This window comes from Corynebacterium mycetoides, assembly GCF_900103625.1.
In the GTDB taxonomy this organism is placed as follows: domain Bacteria; phylum Actinomycetota; class Actinomycetes; order Mycobacteriales; family Mycobacteriaceae; genus Corynebacterium; species Corynebacterium mycetoides.
Genome location: NZ_LT629700.1, coordinates 1448553 through 1465352, shown reverse-complemented (window position 1 = coordinate 1465352; position 16800 = coordinate 1448553). Strand labels below are relative to the sequence as shown.

The following is a 16800-nucleotide window of genomic DNA, read 5'->3' as shown; positions in this document are numbered from 1 at the left end:
TGAAAGAGACGGAAAGGGGTGCGGATGGCCCGCTCAAGGTGCGCCACAGCCGTTGCAGCCATCTCCGCCGCCGCAGCCGTCGCAGCCTGCGCGGCGCTCACCGCCTGCTCCGGCGGCACCTTTCAGGCAACCGTCGAGTCCACCGCCACAGTCACCTCCACCGTCACCTCCACAACAACAACCACGACCACGCCCCCGCCTCCCCCGGGGCCGGAGGACCGCGTGCCGCATGACCTGCGCGCGAAGGTCGCCTCGCTCATGGTCGTCGGCGTGTCCGACTACAACCAGGCCCGCGCGGCGCTGGACCAGGGCGTGGGCGGGCTGTTCATCCCGTCGTGGGCCGACCCCGGGCTGCTCGTGGAGCCGGGGCGCAGCATCAACGCCCTGCGCGAGGAATACGCCCGTCCGTTTTCCGTCGCGGTGGATTTCGAGGGCGGGCGCGTGCAGCGCCACCAGCAGATCTTCGGCACGTGGATGCCGCCGCGCGCGCTCGCCGGCCAGCCCGACGCGGTGGTCCAGGGTTCCGGCTACGACATCGGCCGCTCGTTGCGGGCGCACGGGGTGAACGTGGATTACGCCCCGCTTCTCGACGTCGATGTCGCCGGCCTCCCCGTCGTCGGCGACCGCTCTTTCGGCGCCGATCCGAACGAGGTGGCGCGCATCGGCGGGTTGTTCTCGCAGGGGCTTATCGACGCCGGCGTCACCCCAACCTTCAAGCATTTCCCCGGCCACGGCCGCGCCTCGGGCGACACCCACACCGCGCTGGCTACGACGCCCCCGCTGTGGGAGGTGGAGGCGTTCGATCTGAAGCCCTACGCGGTTCTGCTGCCGCAGCGCCCGAAGGCCTCGGTGATGATGGGCCATATGATTGTGCCCGGACTCGGCCCGGACGGCGTGCCCAGTTCGCTGAACCCGGAGGCCTACCGCATTCTGCGCGAGGGAGATTACCCGGGTGGCGCGCCGTTTGAAGGCGTGGTTGTCACCGACGACTTGTCGGGCATGCGGGGCCTGACGGATTACCGCCCGACCGCGGACGCGGTGCGCGACGCGATCGCCGCGGGGGCCGATCAGGCGTTGTGGTCCTCCGGGGAGGACGTCGGCTACATCATCGACACCGTCACCGCCGCCGTCCAGCAGGGCGCGATTGCGCCCGAGCGTGTCGACGCCGCCGCCACCCGCGTCCAGCAGCAGTTAATTGATGTCGGGCTCTAAGCCGTCTCAGGGTAATCTTGTTCGGGTGACTACGGTAAAGGCAACCAGGAGCCGGGGACGGCGGGGCGTGAGCGCGCGCAAAATCGTCCTCGGCGCCGTCGTCGGTGTCCTCGCGGTTCTCCTCGCGATCTATATCGCGGATATCGCGATGAACCGCGGATCCGTGCCGCGCGGGACCACCGTGGGTGGCGTGGAGATCGGGGGCATGAGCCACGAAGAAGCGGTGTCCGCGCTGGAAACCCAGCTGGGCGACGTCGCCACGGCGCCCGTGACGGTGAGCGCGGCGCAGGCCAGTGCCCAGCTCGTGCCCGCGAGCTCCGGCCTCGGCATCGACTGGGACGCCACGGTGCGCAGCGCCGGAGAGGAGTCCCTCAACCCTCTGACCCGGCTGGCGGGCCTGTTCCGAACCCGAGAAGTCGATATCGTGCCGACGGTCGACCGCGCCGCGTTAGACCCCGAGCTCGAGCGCGTGGCCGCTGAGCTGCACCGCGACCCGCAGGACGGAGCAATCGCCATCGAATCGGGCGAGGCCACGGTGACCGAACCTGTCTCGGGCCAGGAGGTCGACGGCGAGCAGCTGTTCGAGCGCGTCACCACGGGGTGGCTCGACCCGTCGGGTGTCGAGGTCGACGCGGTGGAGGTGGAGCCGGCCGTGAGCAGTGAGGTCATTGACGACGCCCTCAACGGCCCGGTCAAGCGCGCCCTCAGCGGCCCGCTCACGCTGCGCGGGCGCGACGGCGTCGACGGCGTGATCGCGCAGGACCGCCTGGGCGAGGTGGTCCAGTTCCCCAACGTCGACGGCGGAATCGCGCCGCAGGTCAACGCGGAGGCGGCGCAGGGGATTCTCGGTGAGCAGCTGGCGGAAACGGAGCGCAAGATGCAAAACGCCCGGGTGCTTCCGGGCGGCGGGGTGGAACCGTCCGTCGACGGCTCCATCATCGACTGGGAGGGCGCCATGGCGGGCTTCGACGAGCGCGTGCTCGGCGACAAGGAGCGCACCTGGGAGGCGGCGTACAAGAACCGCCCGGCCGACTTCACCACCGACGAAGCGCAGAGCGCCACGTTCAACGAGGTCGTGGGTTCCTTCACCACCAGCGGGTACAGCGCGGCGTCGGGAACGAACATCGCTCTCGCGGCCAAGGAAGTGGAGGGGGCGATCGTCAACCCCGGCGAGACCTTCTCCCTCAACGGGTACACCGGCCCCCGCGGCACCGCGCAGGGATACGTCTCGTCCGGCATCATCGAGAACGGCCGGCCCGGCAACGCGGTGGGCGGCGGTATTTCGCAGTTCGCCACCACGCTGTACAACGCGGCCTACTTTGCGGGTATGACGGACGTGGCGTCCACCCCGCACTCCTACTACATCTCGCGCTACCCCACGGGCCGCGAGGCCACCGTGTTCGAGGGCGCCATCGACCTGCAGTTCCGCAACGATTCGCCCTACCCGGTCAAGATCACCTCCACCGTCGGCGGCGGGGAGGTGACGGTGAGCCTCATGGGTGTGAAAACCGTGGAGGTGGAGTCCATCAACGGCGGGCGCTGGAACTACACCTCGCCCAAGCCGGTGACGGTGACCGGCGGCAACTGCGTCCCCTCGAGCGGCTCGCAGGGCTTTACCACCTCGGACACGCGCGTCGTGCGCGACTTAAGCGGCCGGGAGCTCAGCCGCAACACCTCGACCACGGTGTACGACCCGCAGCCGATCGTGCGCTGCGAGTAGCGTCTAGCCCTCCGCCCCGTAGGTGACGTCGCGGGTGCCGAGCATATCCAGGTCCATCGGGTTGTCGTCCGAGCCCAGCTCCCGCTCAATCAGCGCGTTGAGCTTTACCAGAAGCCGCGCGACCAGGGCTTCGTCGTACCGCGGATGGTCCTTGTTGCCCAGGTTGTCCAGCTCGTGCGGGTCGGAGACGAGGTCGTGCAGGGAGACGTCAGAGGTGGCGTAGAGCTCTTCGACGCTGGCCGGGGTGCCGTACTCGGTGGGGGAAAACCAGCGCACGAGCTTGTAGCGTCCGTCCACGACCGCGCGGAGAAAGGTGCGCCGGGAGAAGTCGGGGGGCGCCGAACTCCGCGCCGGCCTCACGCATCTTCTTCTCCCGCAGCTCCGTGTCCAGCGGGAGGTCCACCAGCGGGCCGAGCGCGCCGGGCGCCCCGAGACCGTCTACGCGTGGGGCGACGAGTACGCGCCGGGCGGGGTGATCCGCGCCAACACCTGGCAGGGCCGGTTCCCCTACGACAACCGGGGGTGGGGGAGCACCTCGCCCGTAGGCTCGTTCGGGCGCAACCCGTGGGGGTTCGCCGACCTCATCGGCAACATGTGGGAGTGGACGTCGACGCTATACGCGGTGGGTCCCCAGCGCGCGGTCGCCGAGGCGTCCGCCTCCTGCTGCGCGCCCGAGTCCGCCCGGCAGGCCGCGCGCGCCGCGGCGACGGCCCCCGGGGAGACGTTCCCGCGCCGGGTGGTCAAGGGCGGCTCGCACCTGTGTGCGCCGGAATACTGCCACCGCTACCGGCCACCGGCGCGCCAGGGCCAGTCGGAGGATTCCGCGACCACCCACATCGGGTTCCGCTGCGCGCGCTAGCTCGGGCCGCGCTCCAAGCCCCAGCGGGTCAGCTCAGCGACGTTCGGGTCGCGCGGCAGCAGCGAGTGGATGACGGGAGCGAAGCCGGGGTAGGCCTCCTCCAAATTGACGTTGACCACATCGGCGCCGTCGACGCTTTCCAGGTAGGAGGCCGAATTGGGCGTGACCACCCTGTCGGCGGGGGTGTAAATGGAGGTGTAGACCACCCGCGGGTCGGTGTCCGGGATGTCGCGGATGGTGTCGAAAAACGGTGAATTCACCAGCTGCTGCAGGGCGCTCGTGCTGGCCACGGCCTCGGCGATACCGGGCCGGCGGCGGATGAAGGGGACGACGCGCTCGGCCCAGCCACCGAGATCGGTGCCGTGGAAGTTCGCGCCGATGGCCACCACGCGCCGGACGTTTTCCGCCCCGCCGCCGGCGATGTAGAGCTTTGTCAGCAAACCGCCCTGCGAGTGCGCGACGATGTCGACCTTGTCCGATCCCGTCGCCTCCTTGACCTTCTCCACGTTTCCCGCCAGCTCCTGGACCAGGGCGTTGATGTCGCCGAAACCGTGGAGGACGGGGATGATGGCGGCGAGGCTGGCGCGCTCCTCCATGCCGTAGTCAAAACCCCACACCCAGTAGCCGTGGCTGCGCAGGTGCAGGGCGTTGACGGTAAACGTGTTTGTCGCGCTCGTGAATCCGTGCACGTAGAGCACCGGGGTGGAGTGGACGGGCACGAAGTCCGGGTCGTTGAAGGGGAGTTCCGGGCGGCGTTTCACCCCCAAGTAGGCGCCTGTGGCGTACATCCCCAGAAGCGCCGCGTGCGTGAATCTCATGGGGTCAGTCTATCCGCCGACTTGCGCTAGACAAAGCTGTCTATTAATCTCAGTGACGCGATCAAGAAGTTCGACGTGAGGCCTCCCGGCTCGTCGACTAGCAACCGCGCAGACTCGCGCACGGTGCTTCCGGGAGAAGATCGGCCGGCGCCGCAACCGCGCGCCGGAAGTGCGATTCCAAGGAGTTTTCCATGAGTTTTGATCACCCCGACATGTCCGCGTTCCTGCCCGCGGACCTTCCCGACGATTGGGCGCAAGCGCAGATCGACAACATCAACGCCGCCACGCTCACCTTTTCCACCGCGAAGGAAACGCTGGTCAGCCAATTCGGCTCCGTCGACGCTGTCATGCGGTTCTCGTCTGCGCTGGTGGCCGGCTTCGAGTACTCGCCCTCGCGCAACGCGGTGCGTGTGAACGGCGACGTCATGCTGCTACCCGAGCCCGCCGTCGCCCGCAGGCGTGTCGACGCCTCCGAGTGCACGCTTTTCGCAGACGGCCACAGACCGCACTGGATTCCCGCCCTGCGCGCGGCAAATGGCCCGGAGGCCGACTGGATCCCCGTCACCGCCATCGCCGTTACGGATCAGTGCGTGACATTTCGTGCGCCCAACGGGACATTCGACGCGTACAACCATGACCCGGAGCGTCTGGCGAGCGCCGTAGAGTACCACCCGCGCTGGAGAATCCTGCGCGGGCCCTGCACGGGAGGAGCGAGCAGCGCGTTCAGCATGTCCACAAAGCCCGTGACACCGTGCACCGCATGAGCGGGAACAATTTGAGCCGGCGACGAGAATCGAACTCGCACTCTCAGCTTGGGAAGCTGATGTTCTACCACTAAACTACGCCGGCAGCTCAGCTCACAATAGCACCGTAGGGCAGGGGAACTACAAACCGCCCACCCAGTAGACTTTATGGCGTGCTTCTTTCGGATCAAGACATTCGCGCCGCCGTGGAATCGGGAAAACTCGCCATTGAGCCGTATGACCCCGGACTGGTGCAGCCGTCGTCGATCGATGTCCGCATGGACAAGTTCTTCCGCGTGTTCAACAACTCGCGCTACACGCACATCGACCCGAAGCAGGAGATGCCCGACCTGACAACTCCGGTCGAGGTTGCGGACGGTGACGCGTTCGTGCTGCATCCTGGTGAGTTCGTGCTCGCCTCCACCTTGGAGATGTTCACCTTGCCTGCCGACCTCGCCGGCCGGCTCGAGGGCAAGTCCTCCCTGGGCCGCCTGGGTTTGCTCACGCACTCCACCGCCGGGTTCATCGACCCGGGCTTTTCCGGCCACATCACCCTCGAGCTGTCCAACGTGGCCAACCTGCCCATCACGCTGTGGCCGGGCATGAAGGTGGGCCAGCTGGCGCTGTTCCGCATGTCCTCCCCGGCGCAGATGCCGTACGGCACGGGCACGCTGGGTTCGAAGTACCAGGGCCAGCGGGGCCCCACGCCTTCCAAGGCGTACTTGAACTTCCGGGACTAGAATCGCCGCCATGCGTATGACGGTGATTGGTACGGGATATCTCGGCGCGACTCACGCCGCCTGCATGGCAGAGCTTGGCCATGAGGTGCTTGGCGTGGATGTGGACGAGGGCAAGATCAACCAGCTCAAGGCGGGCAAGGTTCCGTTTTTTGAGCCGGGTTTGCCGGAGGTCTTGGAGCGCAACATCGAGGCGGGCCGGTTGGATTTCACCACCGATTACGCCCGTGCGGCCGAGTTTGCCAACCTGCACTTTATTGGTGTGGGTACCCCGCAGCAGCGCGGCTCGTATGCGGCTGACACCCGGTACGTGGAGGCCGTGATTGATGATTTGGTGCCCAAGCTGAGCGGCCGCCACGTCATCTTCGGCAAGTCCACGGTGCCGGTGGGCACGGCGGCGGCGCTGCAGGAGCGCGCCGATGCGCTGGTGCAGGAGGGCGCGTCGGTGGAGATCGCCTGGAACCCGGAGTTTTTGCGGGAGGGGTACGCGGTCAAGGACACGATTGAGCCGGATCGTATTGTGCTGGGCACCCGCGCCGGCGACACCCAGGCCGAGGAGGTCGCCCGCGAGGTGTACGCGACCCCGCTGGCGTCGGGTACGCCGTTTGTGCTGACGGATTTGCAGACCGCTGAGCTGGTGAAGGTGTCGGCGAACGCGTTTTTGGCCACGAAGATCTCGTTTATCAACGCGGTGAGCGAGGTGTGCGAGATTGTGGGTGCCGATGTCACGCAGCTGGCTGATGCGATTGGTTACGACGACCGCATTGGCCGCAAGTTCTTGGGTGCCGGTTTGGGTTTCGGTGGTGGTTGTTTGCCTAAGGACATCCGTGCGTTTATGGCCCGCGCCGGCGAGCTGGGCGCGGATCAGGCCCTCACCTTCCTGCGTGAGGTCGACGCGATTAACATGCGCCGCCGCCAGCGTGTGGTGGATCTGGCGCGTGAGGAGCTCGGCTCGCTCATCGGCCGCCGCGTGACGGTTCTGGGTGCGGCGTTTAAGCCGAATTCGGATGATGTGCGCGATTCGCCGGCGTTGGCCGTGGCGGGTCAGCTGTCGTTGGCGGGTGCGGCGGTGCGGGTGTTCGACCCGGAGGCGATGGAGAATGCGCGCCGCGTGTTCCCGACGTTGGATTACGCGAGCTCGCTTGACGACGCTTTGGCCGACGCCGAGTTGGTCATCCTCGCCACCGAGTGGCAGCAGTTCCGCGACCTCGACCCGGCGGAGGCCGGCGAGTTGGTGCAGCGCCGCCTGCTTATCGACGGCCGCAACGTCCTGGATGTCCCCGCCTGGCAAGCCGCCGGGTGGACCGTGCGCGCCCTGGGTCGAAGCGTGTAGGTGAACCCCGCGCGGGGAACCAGCATGGCCGTGGGTTTCCCTGCCAGCGCAGGGAAGTGGGTAGTTCCACCTCATAAGTGGGCTCATCCCCGCTTTGGGGTTCAAGCTGACCCTAATCGATTGCCAGCGTGAGCCAAACTCGCCGGTCTCTATAAAAAGTGAACACTTAAGAGGTTGAAGGGCCTACCATCTACAGCTACTCTGGAGGGGACAGATACTTTTTCCGTCAGAAGGATGGAGTCCCCCATGGAGCTACCACACTCAACGGTTGAATTCGCGCGTTCTGCGGACGGATGGGTTTCGGCGCGTTCACCGCAAGCGCAGGCGATGTGGGCTAAGTCGGGGGACGAGACCGGAAGTCTCAGCCTCCCGCAGCATCTTATTGATTCAGCCTGCGCGGCCGCAGCGGTTTTTGACATCTGGTTGTCGGAAGCGACCAAGCGGTGGTTGTCCGATCAACTCAGCGTCTCCGAGAATGATGTGCGTCGTTTGTACCTGTGGCTTGCTGGAACCCATGACATTGGGAAAGCCATACTGAGCTTCCAGCTGCAGATTCTCGGCCAAGAGCGGTCGCATCTAGTGTACGCACTGTCGGATGCGGGTCTACCGCTGGAGATGAACTCGGCAGAGCGTGGGATGGACAAGTTCCCCCATGGGGTGGCGTCGGGAATCCTGCTGGGAAACTGGCTGGCGGCTCACGGTTACGAGGAAAGATTTCGTGCGGTGGCGGATGCGCATCATGGAATCGCTTCCAGCGGGGAGGACAAAAGCGGCTCCAGCGCACTGAGGCGCTACAAGCCGGAGTGGAAGCGCGTCCATGCAGAATTACTCGATTCCATGGCGGAGCTGACAGAGGTTCATAACGTATTAGGGGTTGTCCGAAGGCCGAAGGTCGCCGCGCTCCATGTCCTGACCGGGCTCGTGGTGATGGCCGACTGGATTGCCTCGAACCAGGACGCTTTCCCCATGGTCATCAGCGGCTCTCAAGAACAGCGAGTTCGCGAGGGAATGAGTGCGACCGATCTGACTAAGCCGTGGAACCCGAAGGGTTTAGAGCGTTCAGGCGGCGACGTTGCGGAATTGTTTGCATCGTCCTTCGGATTCCAACCAAGGCCCGTTCAAGAAGCAATGGCGCGCGAGGCGGGAGCAATGGACCGTCCAGGCTTGATTATCCTGGAAGCCGAAACGGGCGTAGGCAAGACTGAGGCCGCGCTCGCTGCCGCAGAGATGCTTGGGGGTTACTCGCAGGGGATTTACTTTGCGGCACCCACGATGGCAACAGCGAATGGCTTGCTTGATCGTGTGTTGGAATGGGCCAAGCGCTCAGCGACCGGATCCGACATCTCATCAATGTACCTGGCGCACTCGAAGAATCAGCTCTCCGACAGGTTCCGCGCGCTGCGGTTCTACGGGGTGGGAACGGACGACGTCGAGCACGCGCAATCCCGGCATGACGCGAACGCGGGACGGGTCATCGCCAGCTCGTGGATGAGCGGACGGCGCCGCGGACTGCTTTCCAACATCGTTGTGGGCACGGTCGACCAGGTGCTCATGATGGCACTCAAACAGCGCTATTTAATGCTGCGCCACGTCGCGTTGGCGGGGAAGGTTGTGATTTTCGACGAGGTCCACGCATTCGACACGTATACCTCGGACTATCTCATGAGGGCGATTCGCTGGTTGTCCTACTACGGAGCTCACGTTGTTGTGATGTCGGCGACGCTGCCACCGGAGCGTCGCCGCGCGCTGGTGCGTGCGTACACGGAGGCTGACATCCCAGATGATGCCCAGGAGTCGTATCCACTCATAACGATCGCGGACAGCACATCCGTGCGCGCAATACCGGTGGAAGCGAGCCCGACCAACCTGACCGCGACAGTATCCGTGATTGGTGACGGCGAGGAGGAATTGCGTGAACTCGTCGGAAGCCTGCTCAATGACGGTGGCTGCGCTCTCATCATTTGCAACACAATCGCTCGAGCGCAGGAGACCTACCAGCTCTTCGAATCGGTTTATCCGGGAGAGGTGGAATTGCACCATGCCGGATTCATCGCCTGGCAGCGCTCACAGCGAGAGGACGTGCTGCGCGACGCGCTGGGCCCTACATCCCACCGCGGGAGCGGTCGACCCGAGCGCCGCGTAATCGTTGCCACCCAAGTAGCAGAGCAAAGTCTCGACATTGATGCTGACGTACTGATCACCGATGTTGCGCCGATCGACTTGCTCATCCAGCGTATTGGACGACTCCACCGGCACCAGCGGCCGGACTCCGACAGGCCCGAGATGCTTCGCGCGCCGCAGGTAATTGTGCGCGGGATTGTCAGTCTGGACCCCGTGCCCGAGTTCGATAGTGGCGCCGAGGCCATTTACGGGCGCAGGATTCTCCTGGCGAGTGTCGCCCATTTGCCGCGGATTTTCCGGCGACCCGATGACATCCCAAAGCTCGTTGCAACGGTATACTCCGCCGACCCGGGCGTGCCCGATGAGTGGTCGGAGGAATGGAAAGAAGCGAGCGAAGAAAGCGATAAAGCTACCGCGCGTGCGCATCTGCGGGCGCAAACGTACATGACGCCCGTGCCCGAGGCGACGAAGCACTACCATCTGCTTTTCGACGTCCCGGACCACACCCTTTTCTCCCTAGACCGTGAGGAGATGGGCAACGCGCAGGTCCGCGATGCGGAACCAACAGTCGAAGTTATTCCCATCGTGGAGTTTGATGACGGTTACGTGCCTTGGGGAGTAGACCAATCACTCCTTTCGCCCGAATCACCGTTGGACTACCGCACTGCGCGGCATCTCGCGTCGAGCACCGTCAGGCTTCCTGCGAGGATCACCAGGTTTGAACGAGATTTCGAAGCTGTCATTTCAACTCTTGAAAGACGTACGCCACTTTCGTGGATGGACAGCCACCTTCTTAAAGGTCAACTCGCCCTCCCGCTGACCCGAGACGGTGTCGTAGAGCTGGGGCGCTTTAGTATCCGCTACTCAAACGAGCTCGGAATCGAAATCATTGACGAGGAACGAGGCTGAAATGTCCGTCCCGCTTATTAGGCTCAGGTCACCGCCCGAGCCGCGGTAAGGAAAATCACAACATGAGTAATGAAAGGAGGCTAGACAAATGAACTCACCTGCATTCAATTTGCTGGATGAACCATGGATCATCATCCATGATCAAAGCGGTACGCAACACAACGTGGGCATGAGGCAGCTTTTCGACGGGTCAGCCCGCGCGGCGGACATAGTCGGCGACTCACCGACCCAGGATTACGCCGTTCTCCGGGTTCTGCTCGCTGTTTTCTGGCGGGCTCACTATCTCCAGTTGGCATCCCAGCTTCAGACGCGGAAAGAGTTAGATGCGTTTGACTGGGAAGACTGGTTTACGCAGCAGCGCAAAGGGTACGCGGAGAACTTCCGGGACTCCGTTGTCCTGGCGTATTTGGAGAAGTGGGAACACCGTTTCAATCTCTTGGACCCCCAGCAGCCCTTCATGCAGGTCGCTGATCTGCAAACGGGTAAGGACACCCGGCTGCCCATATCAAGAATTGTGCCGGAAGCGGAGCATGACTACTTCACCATGCGCACGGGTTCGGGGCGAGCTTCGCTCTCGTTCGCGGAGGCTGCTCGCTGGCTGATCCACACCCACGCCTACGACTACTCCGGGATTAAGCCCGGGGCCGTGGGCGATGAGCGGGTCAAGGGAGGAAAAGGATACCCGATCGGTACGGGGTGGACTGGTATGACGGGCGGCACCGTCATACGACGGGATTCGCTGCTGGAAACTCTGCTGTTCAATACAACTCCCGGAGTCGTTCTCGGATCCCTCGAAGATGGGGGAAACTCGAAAGACGACCTTCCCGTGTGGGAGCGGGAACCGGACACCGCCGCCCAGCGAAAGGACCCGATTCCGCGCGGGGCAATCGACATGGCCACGTGGCAGAGCCGCCGTATTCGTCTCTACTCAGACGGGGAGCGGATCACGGAAGTGATGGTAACCAACGGAGACGCAATTCCAGACGCGGGGAAAAATATTTTCCACGACCCCATGACCCCGTACAGGTTCAGCCAGAACCAGTCCAAGAAGGGAGTTGAAGCCTACTATCCGCGGCCTTATGACCTGAAAAGGACAATGTGGAGATCACTAGACCCGCTCGTGGCAATTGAATCCGACCCTGGTTTCGATGCAAAGAACCGTGCACCAAAAAGACCCCAGACGTTGGAGCATGTGGGATCGCTTTCCCGGGGTGCTATCGGAGAGGACGTTCTCAACCTGACGATCGTGTCCATGGGGTATGGTCCGCAGGCGTCGTCCGTCGGCGCCACGCTTGGTGCAGACGTGGCGCTCCCGGCGATCATGCTCGAGGACAATGACCTGGCCACTCAGGCGAGGGTCGTAGCCCGCGCTGCCGCATCCGCCGCCACGAACGCGGCTGTAAGTATCGGGTGGTTCGCGGGGCAACTCCTAGTAGCCGCCGGTGGGGATTATGAATTCGCCGCCGATGCTGCGGATCGATTTCTTGCCCTACTCGAGCCGCGCTTCTACGAGTGGCTGAAAAACTTCGATGTGGACGACATCGACGAATCAGCGGAGCAGTGGCAGCGGTTCGTTGCATTGACCGCGGTTTCGGAAGCGGATGAATTGGTCGCGGGCGCCGGACCGAAAGCGCTTGCCGGCAGGATGGTTCCCCCACGTAATGAGGGGGAAAGCGGGTTTATTCTCAGCGCCGGAGGATTGCGGGATGCGCTAACCCGACGGCTGCGCAAGGATCTTCCCCTCGCCCACCCCCAGCCCGAAACCTCGAAGAAAGGGTAGTAGCACATGACGACTCAATACGGAGCCGGTTCCGACGGTCCCCGGCTGCGCGTTGCCGTAGGAGCAACAGCTGACTACTTGCAGTCAAGCTATCTCGGCCTCAGAGACGACCGAGGCAGTTCCGAGGCGAAGGCTGCTCTTGCACAGCTCCGCCGCAACGCATCGTTGTCTGCGTCTGATAACCCGGTAGGTGTCCAGGAAACTCTGCTCCTGCTGAACCCAGGCCTGTCCGAAGGCGAGCTTGGAAAAGGGAACCAGGTCTCTCCTTCGGAGTGGGCGGCATATCAGGCAATGGCCCTCTTCGCTCGCCATATGCAAAGCGCGCGCAACCCTGTCCACACCACGGAGCAAAGCTTCGCGTGGGCGTGCGGTCGCCTTGTGGCCCTGAGTGAATCTAACTCTGTAAAACCCCGGTTCGATGCGATGCAGCTCGCGGCGACGCCCGAAGCGCGAGCAACGCACCTCCGGTCACTCGTCGATCTTTTGAAGAGCAAAGGTCTCGCCTTCGATTACGGGGCGCTCGCCCAAGACCTTCGATCGCTGATCAACCCCACCCAGAAGAATGGCGTCTTGCTCCGTTGGGGGAGAGATTTCTCTCGCGGAGTCTCATTCAAGCAACACGCCGACACAACAGCAAAGGAGATCTGAACATGTCCCTCATCATTGACGTCCACGCCCTCCAGACCATCCCCCCGTCCTTGATCAACCGAGACGACACCGGCGCTCCGAAATCCGCCATTTTTGGTGGCGTTCCGCGTCAGCGGGTTTCCTCCCAGTCGTGGAAGAGGGCCATCCGCAGCTACTTCCACGACAATGTGGACCCTGAAATGATCGGTGCACGTTCGACCCGGCTTCCTGAGAAGATTGCCAAGGCGACGCAGCAGATGGCGGGGTGGGACGTGGAGACGTCCATTTCGCGTGTGCAAGATCTCTTCGGCGCTGCAAAAATCAAAACCGAGGTCGCGAAACCGAAGAAGTCACAGGGGGCGGAGGAAGCGACCGATGCATCGCCCTACCCCCGCACGGGCTATTTGTTGTTCCTCAGCCCGCATCAGGTCGAAAAGGCTGCGGAGCTGCTGGTGAGCAAGAACGGGGACAAGATCTCCAAGTCGGAAGCTCAAAGTGTTCTGAACGGGGAGCACTCCGCGGATATCGCCATGTTTGGTCGCATGGTGGCTGACGATGCCGCATTCAATGTTGACGCGGCCGTGCAGGTTGCGCACGCCCTGGGCATTCACGCCTCGAGCCCTGAGTTTGATTACTTCACGGCAGTGGATGATCTGGCGGCCGAGGGACAGGAGACGGGTGCTGGAATGATTGGCACCGTTCAAATGATGTCCTCCACGATGTATAGGTATGCCACCATCAACGTTGATGGGCTGACTGAGAATCTGGGATCCGCGGAGGCGGCTCGCAATGCTGCTGGTCATTTCATCGACGCATTCGCCAAGGCTCTCCCCACAGGAAAGGTCAACACCTTCGCCAACCAGACTTTGCCTGAGCTCATCTACGTCGCGGTTCGCGATACTCGCCCAGTCAGTTTCGTCAACGCGTTTGAGGAGCCCATTGAAACGAGCAACGCCTCGGGGCGACGTCTCGCGGGAGCAGAGGCGCTGGCGAACGAAGCAGAGCAAGTGGAGAAGGTCTACGGCTTCAAGCCTCTAGCGGCATTTGTCAGCGGTCTGAACAACCTGAACGAGCCGTTCGATGACATCGCCGATTACGTGTCGTTCGATGAACTGATCGAGCGCACCCGGGCTGCAGTCGCGGCAGCACAGGGAGAGACAGCGTGACTTTTTCACTTCTCCTTCTCTTGAAAGGCCCAATGCAGGCGTGGGGGGATGAGTCCCGGTTTAAGACCCGTGCGACATCTGCGACGCCTACGAAATCAGGGATTGTGGGTTTGTTGGCCGCGGCTCAGGGACGACGCCGGACGGATCCTATCGAGGACCTGGCCGAACTCACGCTCGCGGTCAGGGTCGACCAGTCCGGGAGTCTCTTGCGTGACTACCAAACCGCGCAGCCGTGGCAGCGCGATCCGCGTGCTTCTGCTTCGCTGGTGACGCGGTACTTTTTGTCGGACGCCGCGTTCGTCGCCGCGGTCGAATCACCGCGACGTGAACTCGTCGAAGGGCTAGCGGAGGCACTCAACGAGCCCGTATATCCGCTGTTCATGGGGCGACGCTCATGCCCGGTCCCACCTGATCTTGTGCTGGGCATCGTGGAAGCGTCCGCCGAAGATGCTCTGCGTGAGCACCGGACGTGGCATGCGACGAAAAGCCACAAGCGCCAGAGGGAACGGCGAGTCCACCTCCCCATTTACCGCGACGCTTTGCCCGGTGAGCCCGGTGCGTTAGCACGTCAAGATGTGCCGATTTCGTTCGACCCAGAGCATCGGAAGTACGGTTGGCGAAATGTTGTTCTGTCGAGTTACGTCGAGTTCGAAAACGATCTCGGGAGTGAAGGCGGGGACGGCTTCTTTAGCGCGGTGGTGTCGGCATGAGCACGCTTACGAGAGTCTTCATTAACCCGCGGACACGTGGTGGAGCGAAGCTTCTGTCGGACCCGCAAGCCATGCACGCCGCGGTGCGAGCCGCCTTTCCCCCAGACGTCGATGAAACCGTGGGCAGGGTTTTGTGGAGAGTCGACCAGCATGACCATGAGAATGTTCTCTACATCGTGGGGCCAGTAAAGCCAACCGCGCGTCATATCGTGGAACAGGCTGGATGGGACACACGTCCCGGCGAGACGGCTGACTACGGTCGCTTCCTGGATTCTCTGATGAAGGGACAACGGCGTCGCTTCGAGTTGGTAGCCAACCCTACTTATTCTGAATTCACGCGCGGGCAGCGTGGCAAGGTGAAAGCGCACGTTTCGGAAGCAAACCAGTTGAAGTGGCTCTATTCAAAGGCGGAAGGGGCTGGCTTCTTCATCTCGCCGCTCGACCGCTTGCCTGAAAACTGGAGAGTCGAGGACGTACCTCGCATTCTCGAGCGCAGCACCGACAGATTCTTCCGCTCCAAGGAAAACGGGTCTAGAGGGCGCCCTGTGCGTATCGCGAAGGCACGGTTCCAGGGCACTCTCGAGGTCACCGATCCGGATGCGCTCCGGGAGACCCTCCTAAACGGGATCGGCCGGGCGAGAGGTTACGGATGTGGCTTGCTGACCCTGACTAACGCGGTGCCGTAGTGTCTACACCGCAAGAAGTGCCAGTTACGCGAAAGGCTCTTTCGCGAATGGGTGACAGGATCAGCTTCCTTTATGCAGAGCGGTGCGTTGTCAACCGCAGCGATAATGCGTTGACAATCAGTGACCAGCGGGGCATTGCCCATGCGCCGGCCACCAACATTGCCGTTCTCCTGCTGGGGCCCGGCACGCGCATCACCTACGCGGCAATGGCGCTGCTTGGCGACGCAGGCACCTCCGTTTGCTGGGTAGGGGAGAGAGGTGTGCGGTTTTATGCAGGGGGAAGGCCGCCGGCGAAGTCATCGCGAATGGCTGAAGCACAAGCCGAGATTGTCACAAACCAGAGGCGCCGCTTGGATTGCGCGAGGAAGATGTACGGACTTCGGTTTCCCGATGAGGATGTTTCGACACTGACCATGGCCCAGCTCCGGGGCAGAGAAGGGGCGAGAATGAAGCGGATTTACGCTGCCGAGTCCGAGCGGACAGGGGTGTATTGGAACCGGCGCGCTTATAACCCCGACGACTTCGACGCCGCAGATCCAATCAACCAGGCATTGACCGCAGCCTCGGCCGCCCTCTACGGGGTTGCCCACGCTGTAATTGTCGGAATGGGGTTCGTACCTGCACTTGGGGTTGTTCACAACGGAACGGATCGTTCCTTCGTTTACGACATTGCAGACCTGTACAAAGCCGAGATCGCCATTCCAGCCGCTTTCGATGCGGTCGCTTCCGGAACAGGGATTCCCTCCGTAGAGGTACGCCGTCACGTGCGCGACAAAATCGTAGAGAAGCGGCTCATGTCTCGCATTGTGGCGGATTTGAAATACCTGATGGACATCGATGATTCTGACCTAACCAGCGACGTAGAGCTGCTGTTGTGGAGCGAGTTGGAGACGATCGCGGCAGGAGTGAACTGGGCGGAAGACTCATGATGGTTCTAGTGGTCACCGCGTGTCCAGCAGGGCTACGTGGTGACCTGACGAAATGGGTGGCGGAGGTAGCCCCCGGAGTGTTCGTCGGGCGCCCCTCAGCCCGCGTAAGAGATTTGCTCTGGGCACGGACCACCGAGCTTGTGAAAGACGGGAGGGCTCTCCTAGTTTATTCCGCCGACAACGAACAAGGTATGGAATTCAAGACACATCGGCACGACTGGTCGCCGGAGGATTTTGATGGGCTAACTCTCATGGTCCGCAAGAGCCACAGCGCCAGAAATGAGCGCCGGACTGGATGGAGCAACGCGCGACGGCAACGCAACTACAGGCCCAAGTTCTGAAGCACTCAAGTTGAATCTATACTCGGCATGTGGCTCGAATATCCGCACTTCATACAGTGCTCTCCGCGCTAGCGGGGATGAGCCCAACATGGCGGGGGCGTGGCGTATC

16 protein-coding genes, 1 tRNA gene, 1 CRISPR repeat array and 1 riboswitch (1 of these 19 cut by a window edge) are annotated in these 16800 nt (G+C 63.0%); of the genes, 14 read left to right on the top strand and 3 right to left on the bottom strand.

The window, feature by feature from the left end; genetic code table 11:
* Positions 1–24 precede the first annotated feature (24 nt).
* Entirely contained in the window at positions 25–1212 is a 1188-nt protein-coding gene (locus tag BLS40_RS07000) for a glycoside hydrolase family 3 N-terminal domain-containing protein (protein ID WP_092150548.1), read from the top strand.
* Positions 1199–2932, top strand: coding sequence for a VanW family protein (locus tag BLS40_RS06995; RefSeq protein ID WP_092150545.1), 1734 nt, complete (start codon positions 1199–1201; stop codon positions 2930–2932). Before BLS40_RS07000 ends, BLS40_RS06995 begins: the two co-directional genes overlap by 14 nt.
* A gap of 3 nt (positions 2933–2935) precedes the next feature.
* Here the strand turns inward: BLS40_RS06995 and BLS40_RS06990 are convergent, their stop codons facing one another.
* Entirely contained in the window at positions 2936–3229 is a 294-nt protein-coding gene (locus BLS40_RS06990) for a hypothetical protein (RefSeq protein ID WP_092150542.1), read from the bottom strand.
* Between the two features lie 16 nt (positions 3230–3245).
* Between BLS40_RS06990 and BLS40_RS06985 the strand changes: the two genes are divergently transcribed.
* Entirely contained in the window at positions 3246–3791 is a 546-nt protein-coding gene (locus tag BLS40_RS06985; protein ID WP_092150539.1) for an SUMF1/EgtB/PvdO family nonheme iron enzyme, read from the top strand.
* Here BLS40_RS06985 and BLS40_RS06980 read toward each other — a convergent pair.
* Positions 3788–4609, bottom strand: a complete 822-nt coding sequence (locus BLS40_RS06980) for an alpha/beta fold hydrolase (RefSeq protein WP_092150536.1) — start codon at positions 4607–4609, stop codon at positions 3788–3790. The two genes, BLS40_RS06985 and BLS40_RS06980, sit on opposite strands and share 4 nt — an antisense overlap.
* Positions 4610–4668: 59 nt before the next feature.
* A riboswitch (SAM riboswitch) is annotated at positions 4669–4787 on the top strand.
* A gap of 13 nt (positions 4788–4800) precedes the next feature.
* On the opposite strand from BLS40_RS06980, the gene BLS40_RS06975 reads away from it, so the two are divergent.
* Positions 4801–5373, top strand: coding sequence for a hypothetical protein (locus tag BLS40_RS06975; RefSeq protein ID WP_092150533.1), 573 nt, complete (start codon positions 4801–4803; stop codon positions 5371–5373).
* Positions 5374–5387: 14 nt separating this feature from the next.
* On the opposite strand, the gene BLS40_RS06970 is transcribed toward BLS40_RS06975, so the two are convergent.
* Positions 5388–5458: transfer RNA gene (locus BLS40_RS06970), tRNA-Gly, on the bottom strand.
* A 67-nt stretch (positions 5459–5525) separates the two neighbouring features.
* On the opposite strand from BLS40_RS06970, the gene dcd reads away from it, so the two are divergent.
* The 10 genes from dcd to cas2e all read left to right on the top strand — a co-directional run bounded on the left by dcd (position 5526) and on the right by cas2e (position 16691).
* Complete coding sequence (gene dcd / locus BLS40_RS06965) at positions 5526–6092, top strand: dCTP deaminase (RefSeq protein ID WP_092150530.1); 567 nt, start codon at positions 5526–5528, stop codon at positions 6090–6092.
* A gap of 10 nt (positions 6093–6102) precedes the next feature.
* Positions 6103–7422 (top strand): UDP-glucose dehydrogenase family protein, encoded by a 1320-nt coding sequence (locus BLS40_RS06960; RefSeq protein WP_092150527.1) that lies wholly within the window; start codon positions 6103–6105, stop codon positions 7420–7422.
* Between the two features lie 246 nt (positions 7423–7668).
* Complete coding sequence (locus BLS40_RS06955) at positions 7669–10452, top strand: CRISPR-associated helicase/endonuclease Cas3 (protein ID WP_092150524.1); 2784 nt, start codon at positions 7669–7671, stop codon at positions 10450–10452.
* A gap of 88 nt (positions 10453–10540) precedes the next feature.
* Entirely contained in the window at positions 10541–12232 is a 1692-nt protein-coding gene (gene casA, locus BLS40_RS06950) for a type I-E CRISPR-associated protein Cse1/CasA (protein ID WP_092150521.1), read from the top strand.
* 6 nt (positions 12233–12238) lie between these two features.
* A complete protein-coding gene (casB, locus tag BLS40_RS06945; RefSeq protein ID WP_092150518.1) occupies positions 12239–12880 on the top strand; it encodes a type I-E CRISPR-associated protein Cse2/CasB in 642 nt (213 codons plus the stop codon).
* Between the two features lie 2 nt (positions 12881–12882).
* Positions 12883–14025, top strand: a complete 1143-nt coding sequence (gene cas7e / locus BLS40_RS06940; protein ID WP_092150515.1) for a type I-E CRISPR-associated protein Cas7/Cse4/CasC — start codon at positions 12883–12885, stop codon at positions 14023–14025.
* Positions 14022–14735, top strand: coding sequence for a type I-E CRISPR-associated protein Cas5/CasD (gene cas5e / locus BLS40_RS06935; protein WP_092150512.1), 714 nt, complete (start codon positions 14022–14024; stop codon positions 14733–14735). The genes cas7e and cas5e overlap by 4 nt, the downstream gene beginning before the upstream one ends.
* Positions 14732–15421, top strand: coding sequence for a type I-E CRISPR-associated protein Cas6/Cse3/CasE (gene cas6e, locus BLS40_RS06930; protein WP_092150509.1), 690 nt, complete (start codon positions 14732–14734; stop codon positions 15419–15421). The genes cas5e and cas6e overlap by 4 nt, the downstream gene beginning before the upstream one ends.
* Positions 15421–16350, top strand: a complete 930-nt coding sequence (gene cas1e / locus BLS40_RS06925; protein WP_092150506.1) for a type I-E CRISPR-associated endonuclease Cas1e — start codon at positions 15421–15423, stop codon at positions 16348–16350. Before cas6e ends, cas1e begins: the two co-directional genes overlap by 1 nt.
* Positions 16347–16691, top strand: a complete 345-nt coding sequence (gene cas2e, locus BLS40_RS06920) for a type I-E CRISPR-associated endoribonuclease Cas2e (RefSeq protein ID WP_092150503.1) — start codon at positions 16347–16349, stop codon at positions 16689–16691. The genes cas1e and cas2e overlap by 4 nt, the downstream gene beginning before the upstream one ends.
* A 56-nt stretch (positions 16692–16747) precedes the next feature.
* Positions 16748–16800: direct repeats of the CRISPR family, unit length 28 nt; it runs 5101 nt beyond the window's last position.

Bases quoted from the DNA above. Each gene is read 5' to 3' on its own strand.
- casB (WP_092150518.1), top strand. From the start codon at position 12,239: ATGACGACTCAATACGGAGCCGGTTCCGACGGTCCCCGGCTGCGCGTT.
- BLS40_RS06960 (WP_092150527.1), top strand. From the start codon at position 6,103: ATGCGTATGACGGTGATTGGTACGGGATATCTCGGCGCGACTCACGCC.
- casA (WP_092150521.1), top strand. From the start codon at position 10,541: ATGAACTCACCTGCATTCAATTTGCTGGATGAACCATGGATCATCATC.
- BLS40_RS06980 (WP_092150536.1), bottom strand. From the start codon at position 4,609: ATGAGATTCACGCACGCGGCGCTTCTGGGGATGTACGCCACAGGCGCC.
- cas7e (WP_092150515.1), top strand. From the start codon at position 12,883: ATGTCCCTCATCATTGACGTCCACGCCCTCCAGACCATCCCCCCGTCC.
- BLS40_RS06995 (WP_092150545.1), top strand. From the start codon at position 1,199: ATGTCGGGCTCTAAGCCGTCTCAGGGTAATCTTGTTCGGGTGACTACG.
- BLS40_RS06955 (WP_092150524.1), top strand. From the start codon at position 7,669: ATGGAGCTACCACACTCAACGGTTGAATTCGCGCGTTCTGCGGACGGA.
- cas6e (WP_092150509.1), top strand. From the start codon at position 14,732: ATGAGCACGCTTACGAGAGTCTTCATTAACCCGCGGACACGTGGTGGA.
- cas2e (WP_092150503.1), top strand. From the start codon at position 16,347: ATGATGGTTCTAGTGGTCACCGCGTGTCCAGCAGGGCTACGTGGTGAC.
- BLS40_RS06975 (WP_092150533.1), top strand. From the start codon at position 4,801: ATGAGTTTTGATCACCCCGACATGTCCGCGTTCCTGCCCGCGGACCTT.
- BLS40_RS07000 (WP_092150548.1), top strand. From the start codon at position 25: ATGGCCCGCTCAAGGTGCGCCACAGCCGTTGCAGCCATCTCCGCCGCC.